The sequence below is a fragment of the Aeromonas sp. 600724 genome, from assembly GCF_049175135.1.
Lineage (GTDB): Bacteria > Pseudomonadota > Gammaproteobacteria > Enterobacterales > Aeromonadaceae > Aeromonas > Aeromonas veronii_A.
The window spans coordinates 1-24,263 of sequence record NZ_JAAKUM010000031.1 but is presented as its reverse complement, the minus strand read 5'-3'; the positions used below and the strand labels follow the sequence as shown (position 1 = coordinate 24,263).

The following is a 24,263-nucleotide window of genomic DNA, read 5'->3' as shown; positions in this document are numbered from 1 at the left end:
CTGCGAAGCGGATCAATGAATAGAGCAAAAATTCAAACGTTTGCTTTTTGAGCATGAAAAAAGGTTCTCAGCAGAGAACCTTTTATCGAAAAGTGGGGACTTAAAGGGTCTTGAAGTAGCGCTCGACCAGCTGGGCCAGCACAGAATCGAGCCGGTCTTGAACCTCACCCAGTTCGCGGCCGAGGCGGCGCAGAAACAGGCTTGCCTGCTCTTCGGTCAGCTTGCGCCCCTCGATAAAGAACTCTTGCTCCGGCAGCTGCTTGTCATAGCGGGGGATCAGCACCCAGCTCACCAGCTCGGGCTCCACGGCGGCAAAAATCTTGGCAGCAGCGGCACAGAAGGTCTCTATATGTGTCTTGCCATCCGGCCCGAGACAACCCGGTTCAACCCGGATCTGGATGGTGAGTTTTTTCTCTATGGGGGTCGTCATCGTGCTACATCCATGCAAAGGCATCCGTCTAGGATTGTAAGCCAAAAGACAACAGAAAGGGGAGCCGGAGCTCCCCTTGTGACGTTGGTCGCAGCTGCAATGGTACGGCTTGTACCGACTGACAGCTTACTTGGCGATGCGCTTGTACTTCGCGCGGTGCGGCTGGATCGCCTCGGCGCCGTAGGTCTTCTTCTTCCACTCTTCGTATTCGGTGAAGTTGCCTTCGAAGAACTCGATCTTGCCCTCGTCCTGATAGTCCAGGATGTGGGTGGCGATGCGGTCGAGGAACCAGCGGTCGTGGGAGATGACCATGGCGCAACCCGGGAACTCCAGCAGGGCGTTCTCGAGGGCGCGCAGGGTTTCGATATCCAGATCGTTGGTCGGTTCATCCAGCAGCAGCACGTTGCCGCCGGTCTGCAGCAGCTTGGCCAGATGCAGACGACCGCGCTCACCACCGGAGAGTTCGCCAACCCGCTTCTGCTGGTCGGAACCCTTGAAGTTGAAGCGGCCAATATAGGCGCGGCTCGGGAACTCGTAGTTGCCGATGCGCAGGATATCCTGACCGTCAGCGACCTCTTCGAATACCGTCTTCTTGTCATCCATGCTGTCGCGGAACTGATCGACAGAGGCCAGTACCACGGTTTCACCCAGGGTGATGGTACCGGAATCCGGCTGCTCCTGACCCGACATCATGCGGAACAGGGTCGACTTACCGGCACCGTTCGGGCCGATGATGCCGACGATGGCACCCTTCGGAATGGCAAATGACAGATCGTCGATCAGCACCCGATCACCGTAAGATTTGCGCAGGTTGGCCACTTCCACCACCTTGTCGCCGAGGCGCGGTCCGGGCGGAATGAACAGCTCGTTGGTCTCGTTGCGCTTCTGGTAGTCGTTGGTGTTGAGCTCTTCGAAGCGAGCCATACGGGCCTTTGACTTGGCCTGACGCCCTTTCGGGTTTTGACGAACCCACTCCAGCTCTTTCTCGATGGACTTGCGACGGGCAGCTTCAGAACTTGCTTCCTGCGCCAGACGGGCGTCCTTCTGCTCCAGCCAGGAGGAGTAGTTGCCTTCCCACGGGATACCTTCGCCGCGGTCCAGCTCCAGGATCCAGCCCGCTACGTTGTCGAGGAAGTAACGGTCGTGGGTGATCGCCACTACAGTGCCTTCGTAGTCGTGCAGGAAGCGCTCCAGCCAGGCCACGGATTCCGCATCCAGGTGGTTGGTCGGTTCGTCCAGCAGCAGCATGTCCGGCTTTTCCAGCAGCAGACGGCACAGTGCCACACGGCGGCGCTCACCACCGGAAAGGTGCTTGATCTTGGCATCCCATGCCGGCAGGCGCAGGGCATCGGCCGCCCGCTCCAGCTGGTTTTCCATGTTGTGGCCGCCCTGAGCCTGGATGATGGCTTCCAGCTCGCCCTGTTCGCGGGCCAGCTTGTCAAAGTCGGCATCCGGGTCGGCGTAGGCCGCATAGACCTCGTCCAGACGGGCCATGGCGCGCTTCACTTCGCCAACGGCCTCTTCGACCGCCTCGCGTACGGTCTGCTCCGGATCCAGCTTCGGCTCCTGCGGCAGGTAGCCGATCTTGATGCCGGGCTGCGGACGGGCTTCCCCTTCGATCTCGGTGTCGATGCCTGCCATGATACGCAGCAGGGTCGATTTACCGGCGCCGTTCAGACCCAGCACGCCGATCTTGGCGCCTGGGAAGAAGCTCAAGGAGATGTTCTTGAGAATATGACGCTTGGGCGGCACTACCTTGCCGACCCGGTTCATGGTGTAAATAAATTGAGCCATTGGCTAATTCTCTTCCTTTTCAGCAGGTTAATGTCTTGGCATTAACAGACTGATGTCGTGGTGGGGCCTGGTCGACACAGGTCAACCCGGTTCCAAAAAACGTTCCGATTGTAAACCAATGGGCAAGGGGGGGCAAAGATGGGGGGGGGGGAAGATAGGCCGCCTGTCATGACGGCCTCTTATAGGGCCTTATGCCTTGTGGAAACTGTTGATCAGCGCGTTTGCGTAATCAATGACAAATTGCTGGCAGTGGATGGCAGTCTGCGGGTCAAACTCTTCACCGTGGAGATCGGTATTGGAGAGTACCCGGATGCCGACAAAGGGTACCTTGTAGGCCTCAGCCACTAGGGCGGCGGAGGAGGTTTCCATCTCTTCCGCGGCGGTCTGGTAGGTCTGATGCAGCCAGTTGATGCGCGCTACCTGTCGGTTCCACTCATCGGCGGTGCCAATGATGCCGCCTACTACTCGGCCGTGGCGATAGCGATCGGCCATACCGAGGGCGCGGCCAATCAGCTCGGGATCGCCAGCGAACGAGCTGTGCTCCACCAGCTTGCCGTTATCGCGCAGACGCATGGTGACCTCGAAGTTGTGCCATTTGCTCGGATCGACGCCTTGCTCGGCGGGCATCAGGTCACTGCGATAGGCTCCCATGTTGAAGCTCTTGGTGCCGATAACGATATCGTCCCGGTGCAGTGCCGGATCATGGCCTCCTGCCGTACCCTGATTGATGATGAGACGCGGCTTGAAACGCTCAATCGCCAACGTGGTGGCGGCAGCGGCATTGGCCAGACCCACCTCGGTGCGGGAGATGACCACCGGATAGTCCGAGATAGTACCCTGCCAGTATGTCCAGGCCCCCACAGTCAGCTCCGTCTTGTCTTTCAGTGCGGCAACGAGAGTTTCGACTTCGACGTCCATCGCCCCCTGGATCAGGATGGGGGCCGGGGTGGCCGCCATCACGCTGGAGGAGAGGAGGGCAAAGAGGGTGAGCAGGCGCGAACAGCGTTTGATGATATTCATGGGATACCTGTAGGGCTGGCGAGAAAGCGCCGGATCCTACCGAAAGGAAAACGGTTGCGCAATGTTGGTGCGTGTTTTGTCAGTAACGGACATGCTGATGAATGGCCTCAGGGCTGCTTGTGGCCAGCGAAGTAGAGCACCCGTTTTACATACTCCTGTGTTTCGTCATAGGGTGGGATCCCGCCATAGCGTTCCACCGCTTTTTCCCCGGCATTGTAGGCCGCCGAGATCAGCACCCAGTCGCCATCGAAGCGGCGATCCAGCCACTTGAGATAGGTGACGCCGCCCTTGATGTTCTGGGCCGGATCGAATGGACGGGTCACCCCGAACCGTTGCTGAGTTTCGGGGATCAGCTGCATCAGCCCTTGGGCATTCTTGGGTGAAACGGCGCGGCTGTTGAGGTTGGATTCGGCGATGGCAATCGCCAGCACCAGCCGGGCATCCACCTGATGGTGTTTGGCGGCGTGGCGCAGCATGGTGACCAGTTTTTGCTTGGCGGGGGGCTGGTGCGCAACCCAGGAGTCGACATTGAAGGGGGTGGAGGGGAGCTGCGCCAGATAGCCCCCCTGACCGCCACGGATCCCGATGCCACACCGCTCCCCCATAGGGGCATTGCCGATGCGGGCGTTGTAGTAACGGGCGGCCTGTTGGTTACCCAGGCGCATAGCCATGGCGAGATAACTGTTGGCCAGCCTGGCGCTGCGCACCGAGGCTGGGCCGGTGGCGAGCAGGCGGCCGATCCGGAAATAACCTTCGGGATTGCCGGTGCTGGCGGCGACACAGTAGAGGGCGATGGCTTTTTGCAGATTGCCGTGTTGCTGGGCCACTTGACCCTGCTTGATCGCCGTTAGCGCCTTGGGGGCCTGTCTGAAATCCCTGCCTTGTGCCATCGCCCGCGGCGTACCTGCCAGTAACAACGACAAAAAAAGCAGCAAAAACAGTCCGTTTTCGCTGATGTGCCTCATGGGTTATCTCCTGTTTGAGTACAGAAGATATAGAGGAACATGGCTGCTATCGCCATGAACCCAGTGGATCCTGTTGTTATAGCCGGTTGGTTTCAGAGAGCAAAACGGTATGGAACTAACGGTATCTCGACCGTTTCACACCATTTTTCATCCGGTTAGAAGTCGTGGTGATACTCCTGCTCATCCAGCACGGCGGGAGGAAGCGTGCGATAGAAGCTGCCAATTTCGCTGACAACCCAGAGCGAAAGCAGGGCCAGCAGGCTGAGCAGGGGAAGCAGAGAGTGACTCTGGGTCAGGGCATAGGCCGCAATGGCGGCACCGGTCAAAAGCAGGGTTCGGATCATGGGTGGCTCCTTGTCGTCATGGGGGGGTTGCGTGGCCACGGACAGAGCGCCTGGGGTCGGGATTTGTTCCCGGGTGGCACGAAGCGCGCTGAGTATATCGCGTCATGCCGCTGCCGATCCGTGGTGTCATCACACTTTCCATAGTCATGGGGTTCGTATCGAGTTGGGCCCCGCCAGATGCGGGGCCAGTAATGGTTTGACGGTCAGAAGAAACCGCCGTTGTTATCGTCACTGTCGGTCCAGCCGCCACTCTGGCTATCGTCGTCGAGAAAACTGCTGCCATCATCGGGAGGTGAATCCCAGCCGTCCCAGCGTACCGGTTCTGCATCGACCGGATTGGCAATGGGCGCTGGCTCTATGATGTCGATGATCTCCTCGGGCCGGTTGCTGTGAAACAGTCCGCCGATCATATCGGCCAGCATCACGCCACCGGCCACACCGGCGGCGGTTTGCAGGGCGCCGCCCAAAAAGGAGCTGGTACGGGATGCTGACTGGGCTGGCGCGGATGCCGGTGGCGGCGTAAAGCGCGGAGGAGGGCTGCTTTCGCTACCAAACAGGCCGGAGAGAAAACTGCCACCACTTGGGGCGCTCTGGCTGGCTTCCAGCTCCTTGACCCGCTCGTTGAGGCGAGTAAGGGCAGCCTGCTGAATTAGCAGCGCCTGGGCCATGTAGTAGGGGGCATCGGGCTGCTGGGCCAGATGCTGGCGGATCAGCTGATCCGCTTGTGGGTCTCGCTTGCTATCCCTGGCTTGCGCTTGCTTGAGGCGGTCGAACAGTCCATCGATCAGACCCTGTTCCTGTGATTGCATCTCAAATCCTCGCTATGGTGCGCAGACAGTGCGTTCAGCCATCCTAAAACCCGCGGGGCATCTGTGGTATCTGATTAACTCATCAATGACCGAGGGGCAGCCCGCTCTCATCAACGGGCGGGCCGGTAGTAGTCGAGATACCAGCGGACAAACTCGGCAACACCTTGCTTGAGAGGCGTGGCGGGGCGCAGGCCGGTGAGGGTGTGCAGCGGCTCGCTGTCGGCCCAGGTGGCGTGCATGTCACCTGCCTGCATCGGCAGCATCCGCTTGATGGCGGGCTTGCCGATGGCCTCTTCCAGCGCCTCGATAAAATCGAGCAGCCGCACCGGCTGGCCGTTGCCGATATTGAGGATGCGGTAGGGGGCTGCGCTCTCGGCCGCGCTCTGCTCGCTGGCGTGCCAATCGGAATTGGGGCGGGGCGGCTGGTCGGCCACGGCGAGGATCCCCGTGACGATGTCATCTATGTAGGTGAAGTCGCGGCTGAGATCGCCGTGGTTATAGACGTCGATAGGCTCTCCCGCGAGGATGGCGCGGGTGAACTTGATGATGGCCATGTCGGGGCGGCCCCAGGGGCCGTAGACGGTAAAGAAGCGCAGCCCTGTGGTGGGCAGGCCATAGAGCGCCGAGTAGGCGTGGGCCATCAGCTCGCCACTCTTCTTGGTGGCGGCGTAGAGGGAGACCGGGTGATCCACCTGCTGCGCAGTGGAGTAGGGCATCTGATCCCCCATGCCATAGACCGAGCTGGAGGAGGCGTAGATGAGGTGCTGAATCCCGTGGTGACGACACCCCTCCAGCACCGTCAGCATGCCGGTGAGGTTGCTGTCGGCATAGGCGAACGGATTGTCGATAGAGTAACGCACCCCCGCCTGCGCCCCCAGATGGATCACCCGCTCGAAACCATGACGGGCAAAGAGAGCCGCCATCGCCTCGCGATCCGCCAGATCAAGCCGCTCGAAGCGAAAATTGGGGAAACTGGCCAGCTGGGCCAGCCGTGCCTCTTTCAGGCTCACCTCGTAGTAGTCGTTGAGGTTGTCGATCCCCACCACCCGATGACCTGCGGCGCACAGCTGGCTGGCCACATGAAAACCGATAAAACCGGCGACGCCGGTGACCAGATAGGTCATGGTTGGGGTCCTGTGCAGATCATGGGGCTCCTGACAGTGATGAGAAAAGGGGGTTGCGCGCTTTGTTGCAGAGCCGTCGCGTTTGCGCCATGGCAAACCGCCTCTGTCGGCGCGGCATGCTGCATCTTGGTGCAGCGGGTGTCAATGTCAGATGACAGGCACCAGAATGGGGCGTTCAGCCTGCCTGTTGTGATCCTTTTCACAAAAAATAGACTGGACCCCATAACGAAGCCCTGTGGACAGGGCTCGCAGCCTGCCCGCAACGGCAGGCGACAGACACTCTCTCTTTACTTCGCTTGGATACAGGTTATGGACAACACCTCGATTCGCACTGCCCATCCCATTTATGAGGATGTGCTGGCCCTGCTGACGGCGGCCAGCTTTGTTTCCCTCGGCATCTTTCTGTTTCATCAGGTTGGCCTGCTCACCGGCGGGACTGCCGGGCTGGCGCTGCTGCTGCAAAAGGTGACCGGCATCAGCTTCGGCCTGCTGTTTTTCGGCATCAACCTGCCCTTCTATGCGCTGGCATGGCTGCGGATGGGGCCACGTTTTACCTTCAACACCTTTGTCTCGGTGGCGGCGGTCTCCTACATGACCGATCACCTCAACGGTGTATTGCAGATCGGCAAGATAGAGCCCCTCTATGCGGCGCTGATCGGCGGTACCCTGATTGGCATGGGTCTGCTCATCATGTTTCGTCACAAGTCGAGTCTGGGGGGCTTCAACATTCTGGCGCTCTTTATTCAGGATCGCTTTGGCATCCGGGCGGGCAAGCTGCAGATGGGGCTCGATTGCGCCATTGTTGTCGCCTCGTTTTTCGTGGTGCAGCCCTGGATCCTGGCGCTCTCCATCGTGGCGGCGGTTATCTGTAATCTGGTGTTGACACTCAACCACAAGCCGGGCCGTTACCAGATTGCCTGACAAGCGGTAGCCGTGACCCGATAAGACAAGAGTGACCCGATAGCACGAGGCGGCCTGATGGCCGCCTCGTCTGTTTCTCCCCTGGTGTTTGTTCGCTGCGCCTAGCTCGCCTGTTCCAGCCTGCTGTCGCCGCTCATGGCGTTGCCGCTGATAGCGTGACCACCGACGGCGAGCGGGGTGTGGCAGGCCACTTGATGATGGGCCTCATCACACGCCTCAAGCTTGGGTGCCTTGCTTTTGCACAACTCGGTCGCATGGGGGCAGCGCTGGTGGAAGTGGCAGCCGCTTGGCGGCGAGATGGGGGAGGGCACATCGCCGGTCAGCAGAATGCGCTGACTGCGCCTGCGCGGGTCCGGTACCGGAATGGCAGAGATCAGCGCCTGGGTGTAAGGGTGGCGCGGCGCCAGATAGAGCGACTGGGCATCCGCCAGCTCGACGATCCGTCCCAGATACATCACCGCGATGCGATCCGAGATGTGTTTGACCACCGACAGATCGTGGGCGATGAAGATGATGGAGAGGTTCATCTCCCGCTGCAGGCTGAGCAGCAGGTTGACGATCTGCGACTGCACCGAGACATCGAGGGCCGAGACTGCCTCGTCACACACCAGCAGCTTGGGCTTGAGGGCGATGGCGCGGGCGATGCCGATCCGCTGGCGCTGACCGCCGGAAAACTCGTGGGGGTAGCGATCCACCGCACTGCCCGGCAGGCCCACTTTTGCCAGCAACTCCTGCACCCAGCCGCGGCGCTGCTCAGTGTTGCCTTTACCGTGGATGATAAAGGGCTCCTCCAAAATCTGGCCCACGGTGTGGCGGCTGTTGAGGGATTCTGCAGGGTCCTGAAACACCATCTGCATCTCCTGACGCAGGGAGCGCATCTCCTTCGGGCTGAGGGCGGTGATGTCGCGCCCCTCGAAGGTGATGGTGCCTGCGGTCGGCTCGAACAGCTTGAGCAGGCTGCGCCCGAGGGTGGACTTGCCGCAGCCCGACTCACCCACCAGCCCCAGCGTCTCCCCCTGCTTGAGATCGAAGCTGATGCCATCCACCGCGTGAACCTTATATTGCTTGCGCAGGAAGCCGCCTCCCAGCCGGAAGTGCTGTTTCAGATCCCTGACCGATAACAGAGTGCTCATGGGGTCAACTCCTTCCAGTAGTGACAGGCGACATGGTGGCGCGGATTGAGTTGCTCCACCGCCGGAATGGCGCTGATGCAGAGATCGGTCGCATGGGGGCAGCGGTTGGAGAAGCGGCAGCCTGCGGGCATCTCGTGCAGGGCTGGCACCTGTCCCTTGATGGTCTTGAGCAGGCTCTTGGGCTCATCCTCCAGGCGCGGGATCGAGCTCATCAGGCCGTGGGTATAGGGGTGACGGGGATGGTCAAACAGTTCGAACACATCGGCCTGCTCCACCGCCCGCCCGGCGTACATCACCACCACTTCGTCGCACAGCTCTGCAACCACCCCCAGATCGTGGGTGATAAAGATGATGGCCATCCCGGTCTGGGCCTGCAGCTCTTTCATCAGTTCGAGGATCTGGGCCTGAATGGTCACATCCAGCGCCGTGGTCGGCTCGTCGCAGATGAGCAGCGCCGGCTCGCAGGAGAGGGCCATGGCGATCATCACCCGCTGGCGCATACCGCCGGAGAGGTTGTGGGGATAGACCGCAAAGCGTTGGGCTGGTTCCGGGATCCCCACCTTCTGCAGCATGGCGATGGCCGCGGCTTTACGCTGGGCCTTGTCATACTCGGGGCGATGGAGACGAAACACCTCCATCAGCTGCTCACCGACCGTCTGCACCGGGTTGAGGGCCGTCATCGGCTCCTGAAAGATCATCGAGATGCGGTTGCCGCGCACCTTGTACATCTGATCCGGCGCAAGCGACAGCAGCTCCTCCCCCTGAAAGCGGATAGAACCGGCGACCACCTGACCGTGGGGTTTGGGCAAGAGCCCCATGATGGCGAGCGAGGTAACGCTCTTGCCACAGCCGGACTCGCCGACGATCCCCAGCGTCTGACCCGGGGCCACCTTGAAGCTGACCCCGTCGAGCACCTTGATTTTGCCGTCATCGACGGCGAACTCCACCTCAAGATCGCGTACTTCGAGGATTGGGGCCTGGTGCTGGCCGTTATCAGCGGCGAACTCCCCCCCGTTATCCGGTACGTCAAGAATGGGGGCCTGAGTGTTGGGCATAACGGCTGCTCCCTTCGCAATGGCCTGAATATCAATGACGTGCATAGGTCTTGTCGAGCAGGTTGATGGGCGCCAGCGCCTCCCCTGCCTCCTTGGCGTTGCGGGTCTCTTCCTTCACCTTGGGATCGAGCCAGAGCAGACCGCCACTACTGTGAGGATAACCGTCCATCGGCCAGTAGAGCAGATCCGGCGTGTTCTTGGTGGCAGGCACCTCCGGCAGCATCACATAACGCCAGCTGCTGGCCCGCACATAGTTGAGCTGCACCCCGGGCACGAAGATGGCGAGATCATAGATGCGCTGCTGGATCTGGCGGGAGATCTCGGCCCGTTTGGCCATGTCGAATTCGACGTTGTAGGCGTCGATCAGTGCGTCCAGCTCCTTGTCCGCTACGTTGAACAGGTTGTTGGTCTGCGGTTTGTTGGCATTGGCGGAGTGGAACGACTCCCAATATTGTGGATAGAGACCGCCGCCGCCCCAGCCAAGCCAGGCCGCCTCGTGTTTCTTCTCCAGCATCACCTTGAAGCCGGTGGCGCCATCCACTAGGTTAAGCTCCAGATCGAGACCCGCTTTCTTGGCCTCCTCTTTCAACACGGTCAGGCGCTTGGAGTGCTCCTGACTGGTGTAGGTGAGTGCCAGCGTCAGCCGCTCCCCCTTCTCATTTTGCAGGATGCCGTCCGGCCCCGGCTTGTTGTAGCCGCCCTTGGCAAAGTACTCCCGCGCCTTGCCGATGTCATAAGCCCGCTCCGGCAGCGTCATGTCGGTGAACTCGCCAAAACCCGAGCCGAAGGTGGTGGCTCTGTCATAGTCGCCGCGCAGCACGGTCTCTATCATCTTGTCGATGTTGAAGGCGTGCTGGATGCCGAGGCGCACGTTTACGTCTGCCAGTTTGGGGTTGGCCACATTGAGGTGAACTCCCTGACCGCCCTGTTTGGTGTCGGTCATGGCCATCACCTTCTGCACGTACCCCTTCTTGTACTCCGGGGTGACCGCTTTTTCATGCCACCAGTTGGGCAGGATCATCTCGAAGGTATCGATCTCCCCTTTCAGGAAGTGGCGGAAGGCGATGTTGTGGTCGCGGATCACCTGCACCTTGATGGTGTCGATGTTGAATCTGTGCTGGTTATAGCGATCATCCTTTGCCCACCAATCCTTCTGCTTGCTGAAGGTGACCGACTTGCCCTTCTTGACGTCGCTGATCACGTAGGGACCTGTGGTGGGCACCACGGCCCAGTTGTACTGCTTCACCCAGTTGGGGGTCAGCTTGTAGTAGTGCTTGGGCTGGGGCCACAGCTCGGTGGTGTTGAGCAGATCCAGCTTGGCCTTGCGGCTGCCCGCTTTGACCAGGATGGTGTGGTCATCGATCTTCTCTACCGCTACCACTTCAGTGGTGTAGTAGTTGTTGAACCAGGGCCCCTTGATGTGTTTGGAGCGCATCATCTCGTAGCCGAAGGTGTAGTCGTCAGCATTGACCGGCTTGCCATCCGACCATTTGGCTCGCGGATCCAGCTTGAAGTAGACGGTCTGGCTGTCTGGCGCTATGGCCCAGTGGGTCGCCAGCGAGGGGATGGGGTTGCCGGTATTGGGGTGGAAGCTGATGAGTCGCAACTGGTTATCGAGAATAAAGGAGCGGAACGATCCGTTGGAGTCTGGCCCCACGGTGCGAAACGTCAGCGGAAAGCTCTCCACAAACATATTGAGGCTGCCGCCCGACAGCGCCTTGGGGGAGGCGAACACAGGATCCGTGTCGTTGGTCTCCCATTTGAGATCCGCGGGCAGGCTGGCCGCCCAGACCCAGGATCCGTTTACCAGCACAAAGAGAGCACCTATCCATTTGATTTTATTTTTCATGTTTGACTTCCAGGTCTGGCCCCTGCACTGGGGGTCTTGATTGATAACGGGATTATCCCTTGCTCCCGGGACCGCCGATGGCAGCGGCCCGTCCTTCATTAATCACTGTTCGTTATCCGGCACCTGCCGATGTGTGTTGGCGCTGGCTGGCTTATTGGTAACGGGTAAATTTGCGCGGGTCGAACGCCTCGCGGATCGCCTCGCCGATAAAGGAGACCATGATCAGCACCAGACTCACCGCGGCCACCACCGAGCTGACGATCCAGATGGCATCCAGATTGTTGATGCCCTGGGAGAGCAGCTCCCCCCAGCTCGGGGTCGGCGGTGCCAGCCCGAAGCCCAGATAGTCGAGGGCCGTCAGGGTGGAGATATTGCCCACCACGGCGAATGGCGCCAGGGTAACGATCATCATCAGGGTGTTGGGCAGGATGTGGTTGAAGATGATCCGCCCGGTGGTCGCCCCTTGCGCTCGCGCCGCCATCACATAGTCTCGCGCCCGCTCCTTGTAGGTGAGGGTGCGCATATACCAGGTGATCCCCATCCAGCCGAACAGCACGTTGATGGCGACAAACAGGCCGAAGTTGGGCTTGGCCAGCGACACCAGGATCATGATGACGTAGAGAAACGGCACCTGGGACCAGATCTCTATAAAGCGTTGCAGAATGAGGTCAAAGCGGCCGCCGAGAAAGCCCATCAGACAGCCGATGGTGACCCCGATGGCGTAACTGGCCGCCAGCGCGATAAAGGCAAAGCCGATGGCGATGCGAAAGCCGTAAACCAGTCGCGCCAGCACGTCGCGGCCGCTGGTGTCGGTGCCGAGGAAGTGGCGCTCGGCCGCGCTGGGGGCGTAAGGCGGGTAGGCATCCTCCTTGAAATCCTGCTCGTAGGGGTTCCAGGGTACCGGCGGCAGCAGCACCCAGTCGCCCTGGCCCTCTGCGGCAAATTTGGCCTTGAGCTGGCGGTAGTTGGTTTCGTACTCGTAATCGAGCCCGAACTGCTGACCGGGGATCACATCGCCATAGGTGGGGAAATGCAGCTGGCCCTGATAGCTCACCATCAGTGCCCGGCTGTTGACCAGCAGCTCCGCCAGCAGGGAGAGCAGCACCAGGGTGGTGAAGATGATGAAGGAGTAGTAACCGCGCTTGATCGATTTGAAGCGCTTGAGTTTTTTCAAGGTAACCGGATTGAGCTTCATGGTCAGTCTCCAAACCGCACGCGGGGATCAACAAGGGCAACACAGATATCGGAGACGATATGGCGTGATATCAGCATCGGCATGGCAATAGAGGTCTGGTTCATGGTCAATCTCCAAACCGCACGCGTGGATCAACCAGGGCAACGCAGATATCGGAGACGATATTGCCAATCAGCATCAGCATGGAGGTGATGGCCAGAATGCCCATGACGGTGGGGTAATCCCGTTCGACGATCGCCTCGTAACCGAGCAGGCCGATGCCGTCGATGTTGAAGATGGTCTCGATGAGGAAGGAGCCGCCAAAGAAAACGGTGAGCACAGACCCCAGGTGACTGGCGATGGGGATCAGGCTGTTGCGCATGGCATGGTCGGTGACCGCCTTGCGAAACGGTAACCCCTTGGCCACCGCAGTACGCACATAATCGGCCGACAGGTTCTCCATCAGGCTGTTTTTCATGGTCATGGTGAGGATGGCGAAATCGCCGATGGCGTAGGCGATAAGCGGCAGCAGAGCGTGGGCAAAGACAGTGCGGATCTGATCCCAGCTGCTCTCCATGTACTCAAAGTCGTCCCCCGGAAAACCGCCCATTGGCAGCCACTCCAGATGGAAGGCGAAGACGGTGATGAGGAAGATCCCCACCACGTAGGCGGGCAGGGCATAGGCCATGTAGATAAGCATGGAGCTTAACGAGTCGAAGCGGCTGTTGTGCCTGAGCGCCTTGGCCACCCCCAGCGGAATGGAGACCGCATAGCTCAGCAGAAAGGTCGCCAGTCCAAAGAAGGCGGTAACGGGGAGCCGCTCCTTGATGAGATCCCACACCGGCTCGTAGTAGCGGGTCGATTCGCCCAGATCCAGCACCGCCAGCTTCTGCAGCCACTCCCAGTAGGCGACCAGCATCGGCTTGTCGAGACCATAGAAGGCCTTGAGCTCCTCGATCTGCTCATCTGAGAGGGCTTGCGCCCCCTTGCTGCCGCTGGAACGGCCGGATTCATTCTGGGAAACCTGGGCTTGCAGCAGCATGCGTTCGACCGGTCCGCCCGGCACGAAACGGGTGATGGTGAAGACGAGCAGGGTGATACCGAGAAACGTCGGGATGATCAAAAGCATCCGGCGTAGGAAATACGACAGCATGGTGGAACCTCGTCCTTGTTGTTCTTTTTTGCGGCCAGTCAAATCCGGTGACGGGCCTGTCCTTCCTGGCATTACGCGCTGGATTGGTTGCCAAACAGCAGACAATCCGCTTGGCCACTGTAAAAGCTCTGCAACAAAAATCAAGTACAAGGAAATGGAAAACTGGGACAAATGACCCGCTGAGACCAAAAGCACCGAAAAATGACGTTTTTTATCTGAAAAGTGAAAATCAAAACAAAACGCTACTGCTCAACATTATTTTAAAAAATATAAACAGCTGTTTGTTTGAATCTTGTTTTTGTTTATGTGATTGAATTTTAAGTGCTTTTATTTCTGCTGTCAAAGAAGGGAAAACGATATCATCTCGACAAATTTATCTATCTCCCCCATCGGAGTGGTCAGTCACAATAATAATTAAAATAGAGTTTTATTCTTATTTTTGCCAATAAATCGAAATAAGATATAAAGAGACAGCACGTAAACAAATAAGTTCATCAACTTTTAATTCAGCGTCTTTTACATGTTTTAACAACGATTTCACATTGCGCGGGATGTTTTTGGCAGAATTATTCACTAATTATGCCGGTCAAAATTAATACACTCCGCTTATTCCACATCTCACCCTCCCGATCCCCCCACTCCATTGACGTCGCCAGTCAAAGATTGATAAGCCTTACGCATCGCTCCAAAGAGGGCGGTATCAGGAAGCAAACAATAAACAACCAGGAAGGATATAAGCGATGCTTAGGAAGAGCAGAATCTCTGCTGCGATTGCGTTCGCCTTGGCGAGCCTTGCGGCGGCCCCATCCGTATCTGCCGAAGAAGGGCAGAACGTCGAAAAACTGCAGAAAATCAAAGTCACTGGCTCCCGTATCTCTCGTGTTGATGTTGAGGGGGCGACTCCGGTTGTCTCTGTCAGCAAGGCCCAAATTGAACAGTCTGGCCAGCAGACTGTGGCTGATTATCTGAAACAGGCCTCCTACAACTCCTTTGGTGGTTTCTCTCCATCCTCCGGTAGCTCAGCCCAGTCACAAGCCACCGTAGGGCTGCGTGGCCTTGGTGAAGATCGCACACTGGTGCTGCTCAATGGCAAGCGTATCGCCGGTTCTCCCTCCATGGGGGGCACCGCCATCAACCTCAACACCATCCCCATGGCGGCCGTTGAGCGGGTGGAAGTGAACCTGGACGGTGGCTCTGCCCTGTATGGTTCTGATGCCATCGGTGGCGTTATCAACGTGATCCTCAAAGAGGGTTTTGAAGGTTTGTCATTCCAGGGGCGCGTCGGTTCACCGACCGAGGAAGGTGGTGACGAACAGAGTGGTTCCATCGTCAGCGGTATTTCGGGTGAGAAAGGTTCCCTGATGATGGTCTACGAGCATGATGTCAAAGACGAAATCTATTACAAGGATCGTGACTATCTGGCCAAGCAGGGGGCTGAGTCTCCTAGCCTCTATGGTCGCAATATCAAGGGAGTAGACGCGGCAACTGGCAAGACCGTAACCCGTACTCTGAATGGGGTCGACTGTGAAAGCACCGGCGCCGGTTTTGTCACCAAGGGTACGGCTTGCCGCTTCGACTTTGCCCAGGTCGCAGCCAAGACCGCCTCGCGTACTCGCGACACCGTCTATGTCAACGGCCGCTACCATATCAACGACAATGTGGATTTCGTGCCACAGATGATTGGTTCCCGGGTCACCAGTTTTGGTCGTTTCGCCCCTGCTGCAGGTGCCTTCACCGTGGATGGCTCCACCCCTGAAAGCGCTGCAGTCCTGTCTGCCAACAACTTCAGCACCGCCAAGGCTGCGACGGTTTACTACCGCTTCAACAACGTCGGTCCCCGTGACAACGAAGTGACCGACTTGACCGGTACTCTGAACCTGGGTTTTGAAGGGGTGGTTCCGACCGAGGCGGTTGGCGATCTGGAGTGGAACGCCGGTTACATGTACTCCAAGACAGATAACCAGAGTATTGGTAATGGCTATGTATTGGAGCCGGCGGTTCAGACTCAGGTAAACAGTGGAAACTTCGTCAACGGCAGCTTCTCCGCTGATGCCACCAAGGATCTCTCTTATACCACCAGCCGCAACTCCAAGATGGATTTCTTCCAGTGGTATGGCGGTCTGGGTTGGGAGATGGGCGAACTGCCTGCTGGCCCGGTCAGCTGGTATCTGGGTGCCGAGTATAACGATTGGGTTTACTCCGACACCTACGACAGCCAGTCCGAAGCGGGTAACGTACTGGGTTCATCCGGCAACTCCGGTAGCGGTGTGCGCGATGTGTTTGCCACCTACATCGAGAGCCTGATCCCCATCACCGAGCAGATCGAGCTGAACCTGGCGGGTCGTTACGACAAGTACAGCGACTTTGGCAGCGCCTTCTCGCCCAAAGCGAGTCTGCGTTATCAGCCACTCGACCAGCTGATGTTCCGTACCTCCTGGTCCCAGTCTTTCCGCGCGCCGGGTCTGAATGATCTCTATGCGGCGGATGCCCAGTCAGCGGACTTTGCCAAGGACTATGTCTACTGCCAGGCCAATGGTATTGCCAACTGTTCCGAAGAGCAGTACGAGACAACGCGCCAATCCAACAAGAACCTGAAGGAAGAGACCGCCAATACCTTCACTATCGGGGCGGCCTACAATCCGCTGGACAATCTGAACCTGTCGCTCGATTACTACTACATCAAGATTGATGACGTAATCCAGCTGGCTACCACCCAGACCCAGTTCTATCAGGAGCTCAATACCGGCAGCAACCCGAACGTCATTCGTGACGCCAACGGCGATGTCGAGAAGGTCTATGCCGGCATGGTCAACCTGGGGCAACTCAAGACCAGTGGTATCGACTTCAAGGCGGACTACAAGTACGACTTCAACTCCTTCACCCTGCGATACGACTTTGGCAGCAGCTACATCCTGAAATATGAGGAAGGTCTGTTTGCTGGTGGCCCAATGGTTGACAAGAAGGGCTGGAATGGCAAACCCGATTTCCGTTTCAACTCCGGGATCGGTGCCAACTTCCCGCAGCTGTGGAATCTGGATACCTACCTGAGCACCAACTATATCGACTCCCAGAGCCAGGACTATGTGGATGACAAGGAAGAGGGCCATATTGCTTCCAACACCATCTGGAACCTGAACGTCGCGGTCGATACCAGCTGGAATGCCAAGATCCAGACCGGCGTGAAGAACATGTTCAACCGTGGACCTTCCCTGTCAAATGATGGTTACACCTACGATGAATACCTCTACAGCATTGACGGACGGGTCTACTACATCGACTACACCCAGAAGTTCTAATCAACCCCGTTGATATACAACCTCAGTCGGCCCGGTCGGGCCGGCTGTGCCCAACGTCCAAGGAAGTTACGGAGATAGGGTAATCCTATGAAGACAAGGACCATTACAATGAAGAAAGCGCTCCTTGGCAGCCTGGTTTCGGCCGCCTTGTTGACCAGCTTCAATCTGAGTGCCGCCACTGCCGGTCAGGCCGTGGACGCTCAAGCCGCCACCGACAACGCATCCAAAGTTTCCCAGCAGAAGATCGACAGCTATGCCGAATCTGCCGAATCCGCACTGGCCCAGTACAAGGCAGCCCTGCGTCAGGTCGACAGTCTGCGCACCTACAACGAGCAGGTGAGCAAGATGGTCGAGTCCCAGAGTGCCGAGCTGGCGTCGATGCAAAAGCAGATCGCCCAGATTGATCAGACCAGCACCGAAGTTGTCCCCCTGATGCTCAAGATGATCGACTCCCTCGAGCAGTTTGTGGCGCTGGATCTGCCGTTCCAGAAGGTCGAGCGCGAGGACCGCGTAGCAGCCCTGACCGACCTGATGAACCGGGCCGATGTCACCATCTCCGAGAAGTACCGCAAGATCCTGGAGGCCTACCAGATCGAGGAGGGCTTCAGCCGCACCATCGAATCCTACAAGGCGAGCCTGGACAAGGATGGCAGCGAGAAGACCTACGAGTTCCTGCGCGTTGGTCGCATCGCGCTGCTCTATCAATCCCCGGATGGCAATGAGACCGGGATGTGGAACAAGAAGACTCGCCAGTGGGAAGAGTTGCCCCAGGAGTATCGCAGTGCGGTTGAACAGGGCCTTCGCATCGCCAAGAAACAGGCGCCTCCCGCGCTGATCAAGCTGCCGGTTCAAACTGCGGAGAAAGCATCATGAAAGGAATCAAACTTGCGATTGCCTCCCTGATTGCGGGAGCAACCCTGGTCACCCTGCCGGTGACCGCCGCCGAAAAACCGGTGGATCTCAATGCGCTGCTGAACCAGGTCAAGGCCTCCAGCCTGAGCGAATCCCAACTCAACAAGGAGCGGGAAGCCCGCTTCCTGGCTGACAAGAACGAGCAGGGGGCGCTGCTGGCCAAGGCCAAGGCCGAGCTGGCTGCCGAAACCGCCAAGGGCGAGCAGCTCAAGGCGACCTTTGATGCCAACGACAAGCAGCTGACCGAACTGACCGAAACCCTGCGCCAGCGTTCCGGCAACATGGGCGAGATGTTCGGCGTACTGCGTCAGTTCGCCGGTGAGTTCAAGGGGATCTTCAACGCCTCCGCCCGTCGGGTCGAGCATCCGGAACAGACCGCGCTGCTGACCCGTCTGGCCGAGAGTAAAGAGCTCCCCTCCAGCGACGATCTGGAAGCGTTCTGGACCACCACCCTCAGCCGCATGGTGGACGGTGGCAAGGTGAGCCAGATCCCGGCGACTGTGGTCTACGGCGAAGGCAACCAGGCCGAGAAGACGGTCACCCAGATCGGTGAGTTCAACACTGTCTCCGAAGGCAAGTACCTCACCTTCGTGCCGGAGACCGGCAAGTTCGAGCAGCTTTCCCGTCAACCTGACAAGGGGGTGCTGGAACCGATCGCCGAGTTTGAACAGGGCGGTGACGGGGTCAAGCCCATCTTTATCGACCCGTCTCGCGGCGTGATCCTCTCTCTGCTGGTGCAGTCACCGACTCTCAAGGAGCGGATCGATCAGGGTGGTGAAGTGGGTTACGTCATCATGGTGCTCGGCGTGCTCGGTACCCTGCTGGCCATCTTCTGCGGTATCCGCCTGTCGCTGATCGGCTCGTCCATGCGCAAGCAGCTGAAATCTGATCAGATCATCAAGGGCAACCCCATTGGTGACATGCTGGGGGCCTACCAGAGCCATCGCGGTGACAACATCGAGGATCTGGAGTCCAAGCTCGACGAGATCATCCTGCGCAACGTGCCCAAGTTCGAGAAGGGCATCAGCATCATCAAGCTGATCGCTTCCGTCGCGCCGCTGCTGGGGCTGCTCGGTACCGTAGTGGGGATGATTGCCACCTTCCAGGCCATCACATTGTTCGGCACCGGCGATCCCAAGCTGATGGCGGGCGGTATCTCCGAGGCGCTGGTGACCACCATGCAGGGTCTGGTCGTCGCGGTGCCCATGCTGTTCCTCTACACCATTGTGCAGACCCAGAGCCGTCGTCTGATCCAGGTGCTGGAAGAGCAGAGCGCCGGTTTCGTTGCCCGTTATCAGGAACGTCTGCACGCCTCCAAAGCCGCAGCGTAAGGAGTCACCCATGTGGTTCTGGTTGATTGAAGAAGTCGAGTCGGTCCGCCGGTTTTTGGGATTGGGGGGCGATGTACTGGTCGCCCTGTTCTTCCTGACCCTGATGATGTGGGCCCTGTTGCTGGAGCGCTGGTTCTACTTTATGGCGGTTTACCCCAAGCAGGTGAAGCAGACCAAGGCCACCTGGCTGGCCCGTACCGATCATCTCTCCTGGTCTGCCAAGCAGATCCGCCGCGAGCTGGTCTCACGGGTCGCCATGGCGGTAGACAAGGGGATGCCGGTCATCAAGGTGCTGATCGCTCTTTGCCCGTTGATGGGGTTGCTCGGGACCGTGGTGGGGATGGTGCAGGTGTTTGACACCCTGGCCATCACAGGCACCGGTTCGCCGCGGGCGATGGCATCGGGGATCTCCAAGGCAACGGTACCGACCATGGCGGGCATGATCGCCGCCCTTTCCGGCCTGTTTTTTGTCAACCAGCTCGATCACAAGGCCAAACTGGCGGTGCAAAAGCTGGAAGACAACCTGAAACACGGTTGATGCAGGATGCATACCCCCGGCGAGGCATGGCCTGCCGGGGGCACAGAACAAGCAAGGAGTTTCTGCTATGAGAAAACGTTACAGCGACAGCGGTGCTGACGAGGCGGCTATCGATTTGACCCCCATGCTGGACATAGTGTTCATCATGCTGATCTTCTTCATCGTCACCACCTCCTTCGTCAAGGAGTCCGGTGTCGAGATCAACCGTCCCAGTGCCAGCACGGCCGAGACGGTGAAGAAGGGCAATATCATGGTCGCGGTACGCGAAAACGGTCAGGTCTGGGTCGACAAGCGGGTGGTCGAGGTGGGGGCGGTGCGCGCCAACATCGAGCGGCTGCGGGCCGAAAACCCGGAGAGCGCCGTGGTGATCCAGGCCGATAACGAATCCCGTTCCGGTCTGGTGGTGCAGGTCATGGATCAGATCCGCATGGCCGGTGTCCAGAACATCTCCATCGCGGCAGACAAGAGCAGCTGATGCCGGAGAGAGACCTATGAGATACCTGATATCGTTGGCGGTCTCCTGTGTGGTGGTGTTCTTTCTGTTTCTGGGAATGAACAAGCTGATCACACCGGATCACCGGGAGCTGGTGGAGAAGGATGATGTCACCATGACCGATTTCATCCGCCTCAAGCCCCAGGAGACCCTGCAAGAGAAACAGCGGGAGCTGCCCAAACCGCCGCCGCCCAAGCGTCCGCCACCGCCTCCCGAGATGGAAGTGGCCAGCACGGATCGGCCGAAGATGGAGAGCGCGCCGATGGACATGCCCAAGCTCGACATCCCGGTCAACATCGGTGGTGGCAACGCGCTGGGTGCTTACAGCACCGGCGGCGGTGGTGGCGGCGTCGGTGGCAACAACGGCGCCATTCCGCTGGCCACCTTCGAGCCCATGATGCCCCGCAAGGCTGCACTGGCGGGGCTGGCCTCCGGCAAGGTGCTGGTGGAGTTCACCGTCACCGAGCGCGGTACCGTCAGCAACGTGCGGATCGTCAAGGAAGAGCCGCGCAGCTATGACCTCGGCAAAGAGGCGCGCAAAACCATTGCCAAGTGGACGTTCAAACCGGCCATGGTGGATGGCAAGCCGCAGGCGAGCCGTATGCAGCAAGAGATCGAGTTTGCGGTCAACTAAGGAAGGTGGCGATGAACAAGTTACACAAGATGATCCTCGCCCCGGTCGCCATGGCGGTGCTGCTCAGCACCGCCAGTTGGGCCGCCGAGCAGCCGGCCCTGTCGGATCGGGCCTATCGGGCGGTCAACAAGGCGCAGGAGCTGATCACTGACAAGCAATACGGTCTGGCGAATGCCAGATTGCAGGAGGCACTCTCCAGCGTGGGTGATCGGGTCTACGACAAGGGGGTCATATTGCAGACTCTCGGTTTCGTAGCCGCCCAGCAGGAGAAATACGGTCAGGCGACCAAGTACTTTGCCGATGCCATCGCGACAGGCGGCCTGCCGCCACCGGTGGCCCAGCAGGTGCGCTACAACCTGGCCCAGCTCTATATGGCTGAGGGTAATTATCAGGGCTCGATCGAGACCATGAAGGAGTGGTTTGCCAACCAGGGCAAGGATGACAAGCCCAACTCCCATGCCTATATCACGCTGGCCAACGCCCACGTGCAGCTCAAGCAGTACCGTGACGCGATCCCGGCGGTGGATCAGGCGATCAAGCTGTCGGCAGGTAAAGCGCCGGAGTCCTGGTATCTGCTGAAGATGGGCGCTCACTACGAGCTGAAACAGTACAAACCGGCGACCGAGGTGCTGACCTCTCTGGTCAATATGTTCCCGGAGAAGAAGAAGTACTGGACCCAGCTGTCGGCCATGCATATGCAGGCAGGCAACGATGGCAAGGCGCTGGCGGCGCTGGAGTCGGCCTACAACCTCGGCATGTTGACCGAGGCTGCCGAGCTGCAGCGTCTCGCCAACTACCTCGCCTTCACCGGCATTCCCCATCGCGCCGCACGGGTGATGGAGAAGGGGATGAAGGACGGGGTGATTGAGCAGAGCGCTGGCAACTACAAGACCCTGGCCAACTACTGGCATCAGGCCAAGGAGCTGGATCCGGCCATCGACACCCTGGCCAAGTCCTACCAGCTGGCCCCGAGCGCCGAATTGCAGCTGAAAATGGCGCGCATGATGATCCAGAGCAAACGCTATCAGGATCTGGTGGCGCTGGCCGCCAAACCGGCAGCCAATGCAAATGGTGAACAGCGGGCGGATCTCAAGTTCCTGACCGGGGTCGCCTATTTTGAGCAACAAAAGCCGAAGGAGGCCCTCAACGCCTTCACCCAGGCGGCTCAGAATGGCAACGTCAGCGGTCGGGCATCCCCCTGGATCAGCTTCCTCAAAGAGCAGAGTGGTGCGGCGGGGGAGGCGGCCGTCCAGTAATTCCAATGACAACGCTTGAAGTCCCTTTTATGGTTGCCTGGTGGCTCCATTAACCGCTCTTCGGAGCGGTTTTTTTATGGTGGCAGCCAGTCCCTGCTGTAGTCGAAGCGCTATTTTCCACCTTTTCGCTCCAATGAAAGTGCCACAGTCAACATTGGCCTATCTCCTCCGAGGTGACAAACGTTTCAGCCAGGGCTGCAACCGTGACACCAGGTGGCACAGCGCTGTGGTCTAAGGGGGCGGGGTTGGTCCGCAGAGAGGGGGCTATGCTGTACATCTCTCTTTCAATGGCGACTTGCCAAGGGGGCTTTTGCTCTGTTGATAAGCATCACACCGAAAACGGCCACTTTTAACAAGAAAAGCAACATATGGAAGTTGAAATTTTGGCCGACTCGGGAAAGAATGCGCGCTCGGTTATTTGGCGCCGTGGTGCAGGTTGACCCGCCACCGGCAGACCGAAGATAAGATGGCCTCCGGCCCATTTGGTACAGGAAACCACACAGGAATTTTATGAGCCCCCTTCGCACTGCCGCTTCGGCCCTTTTATGCACACTTGCGCTGATCAGCCAGCAGGCTGCCGCCGTCGAGTACCGTCTGCCTGCGGCCAACAGCCGTCTGATCGGTGAGAATCTGGAATATGTGGTGCCTGCGGACAATCGTCCGCTGGAGCAGATAGCCTCCGAGTTTCAGTTGGGTTTGACCAATATCATGGAGGCCAACCCGGGCGTTGATCCCTATCTGCCCAAAGCGGGCAGCACCCTGATCATCCCTCACCAGTTGATCCTGCCCAACGCGCCCCGCGAAGGGATCGTCATCAACGTCGCCGAGATGCGCCTCTACTACTATCCGAAAGGGAAGAACGTGGTACAGGTATTGCCCATCGGCATCGGTCAGCTGGGGGTAAACACCCCGGAGAACTGGATCACCAAGGTAGAGCGCAAGCGCGCCAACCCGACCTGGACCCCGACCGAAAACATTCGTCGTCGCTACGCCGCGAAGGGAATCACACTGCCTGCGGTCTGGCCAGCCGGCCCGGACAACCCCATGGGCCTGCACGCCCTCTACATCGGCAACCTCTATGCCATCCACGGAACCAATGCCACCTTCGGCATCGGTCTGCGGGTGAGCAGCGGCTGCGTACGTCTGCGTGCCGACGACATCAAGTATCTGTTCGACAACGTGCCGGTCGGTACCCGCGTCCAGTTCGTCAACCAGCCGGTCAAGACCACGGTCGAGCCGGATGGCGGTCGCTACATGGAAGTGCACGAGCCGCTGTCACGGACCGAGGAGGAGTTCAACTCCACCGCCTCCGTGCCGCTCCCGATGACACCGGCCATCACCCGCTTCATCGCTCACGCCGAGTCTGACTCCAACGTGGTCAAGCAGGTGCTGGAACAGCGTACCGGCATGCCGACCCGTCTCAATCCTCAAGCCTGATGACTTGAACTCGAGACCCGGTAATGACAACGGCGACCCTATGGTCGCCGTTGTTGTTTCTGCCAGCGGCAGTGGGCGTTATTTGTGACTGACGGTGACGATTGCCATAGTGTGGCGATCATCGACCCACTGGTAGGAGACCTGGCTGTGGGAGAGATTCAGGGATGCCTCTCTTGCCAGTTTTTGCAAATTAACTGTTTCGGTTGTTTGTGCGGAGCCTGAGAGGCAGGTGACCTGCATCTGCTTCTCTAGTTGGTTGACACGGCAGGCATCCTCCACGATGGCGCCGCTGAATTCGATGCGTCCTGTATTACTTGCCTGGGTCGTCTGTGCCATCGATATGCCCAGCGTGGCGAGAGTGAACACTACTGCGCTTGTTTTCATGCAGACCTCCTGATTGTCTTGCTCGCGGGCAGGAACCCGCTTGTTCATTGCCTCGCATTATCAGTATCGACAGTATTAGGTGGGGGATGAGCGTTATTTGATCCCTGCTCGGGAGGGGCAAATTCAGAAAGCAGTGTCTAGTCCTGAAATAGGTTTACACATTTTCAACTAGCATTTCTCTACTCAGAACCCCCTATGTACCGCATCGGGG

At 58.8% G+C, this 24,263-nt stretch carries 22 protein-coding genes; 9 read left to right on the top strand and 13 right to left on the bottom strand.

Going from position 1 to position 24,263, the window contains the following annotated elements; all coding sequences use genetic code 11:
* Positions 1-100: 100 nt before the first annotated feature.
* From G5168_RS20550 to G5168_RS20520, 7 genes are all read right to left on the bottom strand, one after another.
* Entirely contained in the window at positions 101-430 is a 330-nt protein-coding gene (locus G5168_RS20550; RefSeq protein WP_227341326.1) for a hypothetical protein, read from the bottom strand.
* A gap of 126 nt (positions 431-556) precedes the next feature.
* A complete protein-coding gene (ettA, locus tag G5168_RS20545) occupies positions 557-2,224 on the bottom strand; it encodes an energy-dependent translational throttle protein EttA (RefSeq protein ID WP_139471946.1) in 1,668 nt (555 codons plus the stop codon).
* Positions 2,225-2,413: 189 nt separating this feature from the next.
* Positions 2,414-3,244 (bottom strand): 5'-methylthioadenosine nucleosidase, encoded by an 831-nt coding sequence (locus tag G5168_RS20540; protein WP_421252656.1) that lies wholly within the window; start codon positions 3,242-3,244, stop codon positions 2,414-2,416.
* A 107-nt stretch (positions 3,245-3,351) separates the two neighbouring features.
* Complete coding sequence (locus G5168_RS20535; protein ID WP_421252655.1) at positions 3,352-4,209, bottom strand: lytic transglycosylase domain-containing protein; 858 nt, start codon at positions 4,207-4,209, stop codon at positions 3,352-3,354.
* 155 nt (positions 4,210-4,364) lie between these two features.
* Positions 4,365-4,553 (bottom strand): hypothetical protein, encoded by a 189-nt coding sequence (locus tag G5168_RS20530; protein WP_042054915.1) that lies wholly within the window; start codon positions 4,551-4,553, stop codon positions 4,365-4,367.
* 203 nt (positions 4,554-4,756) lie between these two features.
* Complete coding sequence (locus tag G5168_RS20525) at positions 4,757-5,362, bottom strand: DUF2076 domain-containing protein (RefSeq protein ID WP_236296052.1); 606 nt, start codon at positions 5,360-5,362, stop codon at positions 4,757-4,759.
* A 110-nt stretch (positions 5,363-5,472) separates the two neighbouring features.
* Entirely contained in the window at positions 5,473-6,486 is a 1,014-nt protein-coding gene (locus tag G5168_RS20520) for an NAD-dependent epimerase (protein ID WP_421252654.1), read from the bottom strand.
* A 309-nt stretch (positions 6,487-6,795) separates the two neighbouring features.
* On the opposite strand from G5168_RS20520, the gene G5168_RS20515 reads away from it, so the two are divergent.
* The gene (locus tag G5168_RS20515; protein ID WP_069556328.1) at positions 6,796-7,407 is read left to right on the top strand and encodes a YitT family protein; all 612 of its coding nucleotides are present in this window, start codon (positions 6,796-6,798) and stop codon (positions 7,405-7,407) included.
* Positions 7,408-7,508: 101 nt separating this feature from the next.
* Here the strand turns inward: G5168_RS20515 and G5168_RS20510 are convergent, their stop codons facing one another.
* The 5 genes from G5168_RS20510 to G5168_RS20490 form a co-directional block, all read right to left on the bottom strand.
* Entirely contained in the window at positions 7,509-8,540 is a 1,032-nt protein-coding gene (locus G5168_RS20510) for an ABC transporter ATP-binding protein (protein ID WP_421236367.1), read from the bottom strand.
* Positions 8,537-9,595, bottom strand: coding sequence for an ABC transporter ATP-binding protein (locus G5168_RS20505; RefSeq protein WP_421252653.1), 1,059 nt, complete (start codon positions 9,593-9,595; stop codon positions 8,537-8,539). The genes G5168_RS20510 and G5168_RS20505 overlap by 4 nt, the downstream gene beginning before the upstream one ends.
* Positions 9,596-9,626: 31 nt before the next feature.
* Positions 9,627-11,444, bottom strand: a complete 1,818-nt coding sequence (locus G5168_RS20500) for an extracellular solute-binding protein (protein ID WP_421252652.1) — start codon at positions 11,442-11,444, stop codon at positions 9,627-9,629.
* Positions 11,445-11,595: 151 nt separating this feature from the next.
* Positions 11,596-12,639 carry an ABC transporter permease gene (locus G5168_RS20495; protein WP_013724081.1) on the bottom strand — a complete coding sequence of 348 codons (1,044 nt, stop codon included), beginning with the start codon at positions 12,637-12,639 and terminating at the stop codon, positions 11,596-11,598.
* Between the two features lie 106 nt (positions 12,640-12,745).
* Positions 12,746-13,771, bottom strand: coding sequence for an ABC transporter permease subunit (locus tag G5168_RS20490; protein ID WP_031227629.1), 1,026 nt, complete (start codon positions 13,769-13,771; stop codon positions 12,746-12,748).
* 740 nt (positions 13,772-14,511) lie between these two features.
* On the opposite strand from G5168_RS20490, the gene G5168_RS20485 reads away from it, so the two are divergent.
* The 8 genes from G5168_RS20485 to G5168_RS20450 all read left to right on the top strand — a co-directional run bounded on the left by G5168_RS20485 (position 14,512) and on the right by G5168_RS20450 (position 23,668).
* Positions 14,512-17,067: a TonB-dependent receptor gene (locus G5168_RS20485; protein ID WP_216951982.1), complete on the top strand. Its 2,556-nt coding sequence runs from the start codon at positions 14,512-14,514 to the stop codon at positions 17,065-17,067.
* A 108-nt stretch (positions 17,068-17,175) separates the two neighbouring features.
* Entirely contained in the window at positions 17,176-17,940 is a 765-nt protein-coding gene (locus tag G5168_RS20480) for a DUF3450 domain-containing protein (RefSeq protein WP_005343435.1), read from the top strand.
* Positions 17,937-19,310 carry a MotA/TolQ/ExbB proton channel family protein gene (locus G5168_RS20475; RefSeq protein ID WP_107682561.1) on the top strand — a complete coding sequence of 458 codons (1,374 nt, stop codon included), beginning with the start codon at positions 17,937-17,939 and terminating at the stop codon, positions 19,308-19,310. Before G5168_RS20480 ends, G5168_RS20475 begins: the two co-directional genes overlap by 4 nt.
* A gap of 10 nt (positions 19,311-19,320) precedes the next feature.
* A complete protein-coding gene (locus G5168_RS20470; protein ID WP_005338936.1) occupies positions 19,321-19,848 on the top strand; it encodes a MotA/TolQ/ExbB proton channel family protein in 528 nt (175 codons plus the stop codon).
* Positions 19,849-19,915: 67 nt separating this feature from the next.
* Positions 19,916-20,323, top strand: a complete 408-nt coding sequence (locus G5168_RS20465; protein ID WP_005338933.1) for an ExbD/TolR family protein — start codon at positions 19,916-19,918, stop codon at positions 20,321-20,323.
* A 16-nt stretch (positions 20,324-20,339) separates the two neighbouring features.
* Positions 20,340-20,975: an energy transducer TonB gene (locus G5168_RS20460; protein ID WP_005343441.1), complete on the top strand. Its 636-nt coding sequence runs from the start codon at positions 20,340-20,342 to the stop codon at positions 20,973-20,975.
* 11 nt (positions 20,976-20,986) lie between these two features.
* Positions 20,987-22,231: a tetratricopeptide repeat protein gene (locus tag G5168_RS20455; RefSeq protein ID WP_421252651.1), complete on the top strand. Its 1,245-nt coding sequence runs from the start codon at positions 20,987-20,989 to the stop codon at positions 22,229-22,231.
* A gap of 510 nt (positions 22,232-22,741) precedes the next feature.
* A complete protein-coding gene (locus G5168_RS20450) occupies positions 22,742-23,668 on the top strand; it encodes a L,D-transpeptidase family protein (protein WP_421173211.1) in 927 nt (308 codons plus the stop codon).
* A gap of 78 nt (positions 23,669-23,746) precedes the next feature.
* On the opposite strand, the gene G5168_RS20445 is transcribed toward G5168_RS20450, so the two are convergent.
* Positions 23,747-24,052, bottom strand: coding sequence for a type 1 fimbrial protein (locus tag G5168_RS20445; RefSeq protein ID WP_421231782.1), 306 nt, complete (start codon positions 24,050-24,052; stop codon positions 23,747-23,749).
* Positions 24,053-24,263: the final 211 nt, after the last annotated feature.

Coding starts and splice junctions, on each gene's coding strand:
- G5168_RS20495 (WP_013724081.1), bottom strand. CDS start 12,639: ATGAAGCTCAATCCGGTTACCTTGAAAAAACTCAAGCGCTTCAAATCG.
- G5168_RS20485 (WP_216951982.1), top strand. CDS start 14,512: ATGCTTAGGAAGAGCAGAATCTCTGCTGCGATTGCGTTCGCCTTGGCG.
- G5168_RS20535 (WP_421252655.1), bottom strand. CDS start 4,209: ATGAGGCACATCAGCGAAAACGGACTGTTTTTGCTGCTTTTTTTGTCG.
- G5168_RS20520 (WP_421252654.1), bottom strand. CDS start 6,486: ATGACCTATCTGGTCACCGGCGTCGCCGGTTTTATCGGTTTTCATGTG.
- G5168_RS20475 (WP_107682561.1), top strand. CDS start 17,937: ATGAAAGGAATCAAACTTGCGATTGCCTCCCTGATTGCGGGAGCAACC.
- ettA (WP_139471946.1), bottom strand. CDS start 2,224: ATGGCTCAATTTATTTACACCATGAACCGGGTCGGCAAGGTAGTGCCG.
- G5168_RS20525 (WP_236296052.1), bottom strand. CDS start 5,362: ATGCAATCACAGGAACAGGGTCTGATCGATGGACTGTTCGACCGCCTC.
- G5168_RS20450 (WP_421173211.1), top strand. CDS start 22,742: ATGAGCCCCCTTCGCACTGCCGCTTCGGCCCTTTTATGCACACTTGCG.
- G5168_RS20480 (WP_005343435.1), top strand. CDS start 17,176: ATGAAGAAAGCGCTCCTTGGCAGCCTGGTTTCGGCCGCCTTGTTGACC.
- G5168_RS20550 (WP_227341326.1), bottom strand. CDS start 430: ATGACGACCCCCATAGAGAAAAAACTCACCATCCAGATCCGGGTTGAA.
- G5168_RS20500 (WP_421252652.1), bottom strand. CDS start 11,444: ATGAAAAATAAAATCAAATGGATAGGTGCTCTCTTTGTGCTGGTAAAC.
- G5168_RS20505 (WP_421252653.1), bottom strand. CDS start 9,595: ATGCCCAACACTCAGGCCCCCATTCTTGACGTACCGGATAACGGGGGG.
- G5168_RS20515 (WP_069556328.1), top strand. CDS start 6,796: ATGGACAACACCTCGATTCGCACTGCCCATCCCATTTATGAGGATGTG.
- G5168_RS20465 (WP_005338933.1), top strand. CDS start 19,916: ATGAGAAAACGTTACAGCGACAGCGGTGCTGACGAGGCGGCTATCGAT.
- G5168_RS20530 (WP_042054915.1), bottom strand. CDS start 4,553: ATGATCCGAACCCTGCTTTTGACCGGTGCCGCCATTGCGGCCTATGCC.
- G5168_RS20470 (WP_005338936.1), top strand. CDS start 19,321: ATGTGGTTCTGGTTGATTGAAGAAGTCGAGTCGGTCCGCCGGTTTTTG.
- G5168_RS20490 (WP_031227629.1), bottom strand. CDS start 13,771: ATGCTGTCGTATTTCCTACGCCGGATGCTTTTGATCATCCCGACGTTT.
- G5168_RS20455 (WP_421252651.1), top strand. CDS start 20,987: ATGAACAAGTTACACAAGATGATCCTCGCCCCGGTCGCCATGGCGGTG.
- G5168_RS20460 (WP_005343441.1), top strand. CDS start 20,340: ATGAGATACCTGATATCGTTGGCGGTCTCCTGTGTGGTGGTGTTCTTT.
- G5168_RS20510 (WP_421236367.1), bottom strand. CDS start 8,540: ATGAGCACTCTGTTATCGGTCAGGGATCTGAAACAGCACTTCCGGCTG.
- G5168_RS20540 (WP_421252656.1), bottom strand. CDS start 3,244: ATGAATATCATCAAACGCTGTTCGCGCCTGCTCACCCTCTTTGCCCTC.
- G5168_RS20445 (WP_421231782.1), bottom strand. CDS start 24,052: ATGAAAACAAGCGCAGTAGTGTTCACTCTCGCCACGCTGGGCATATCG.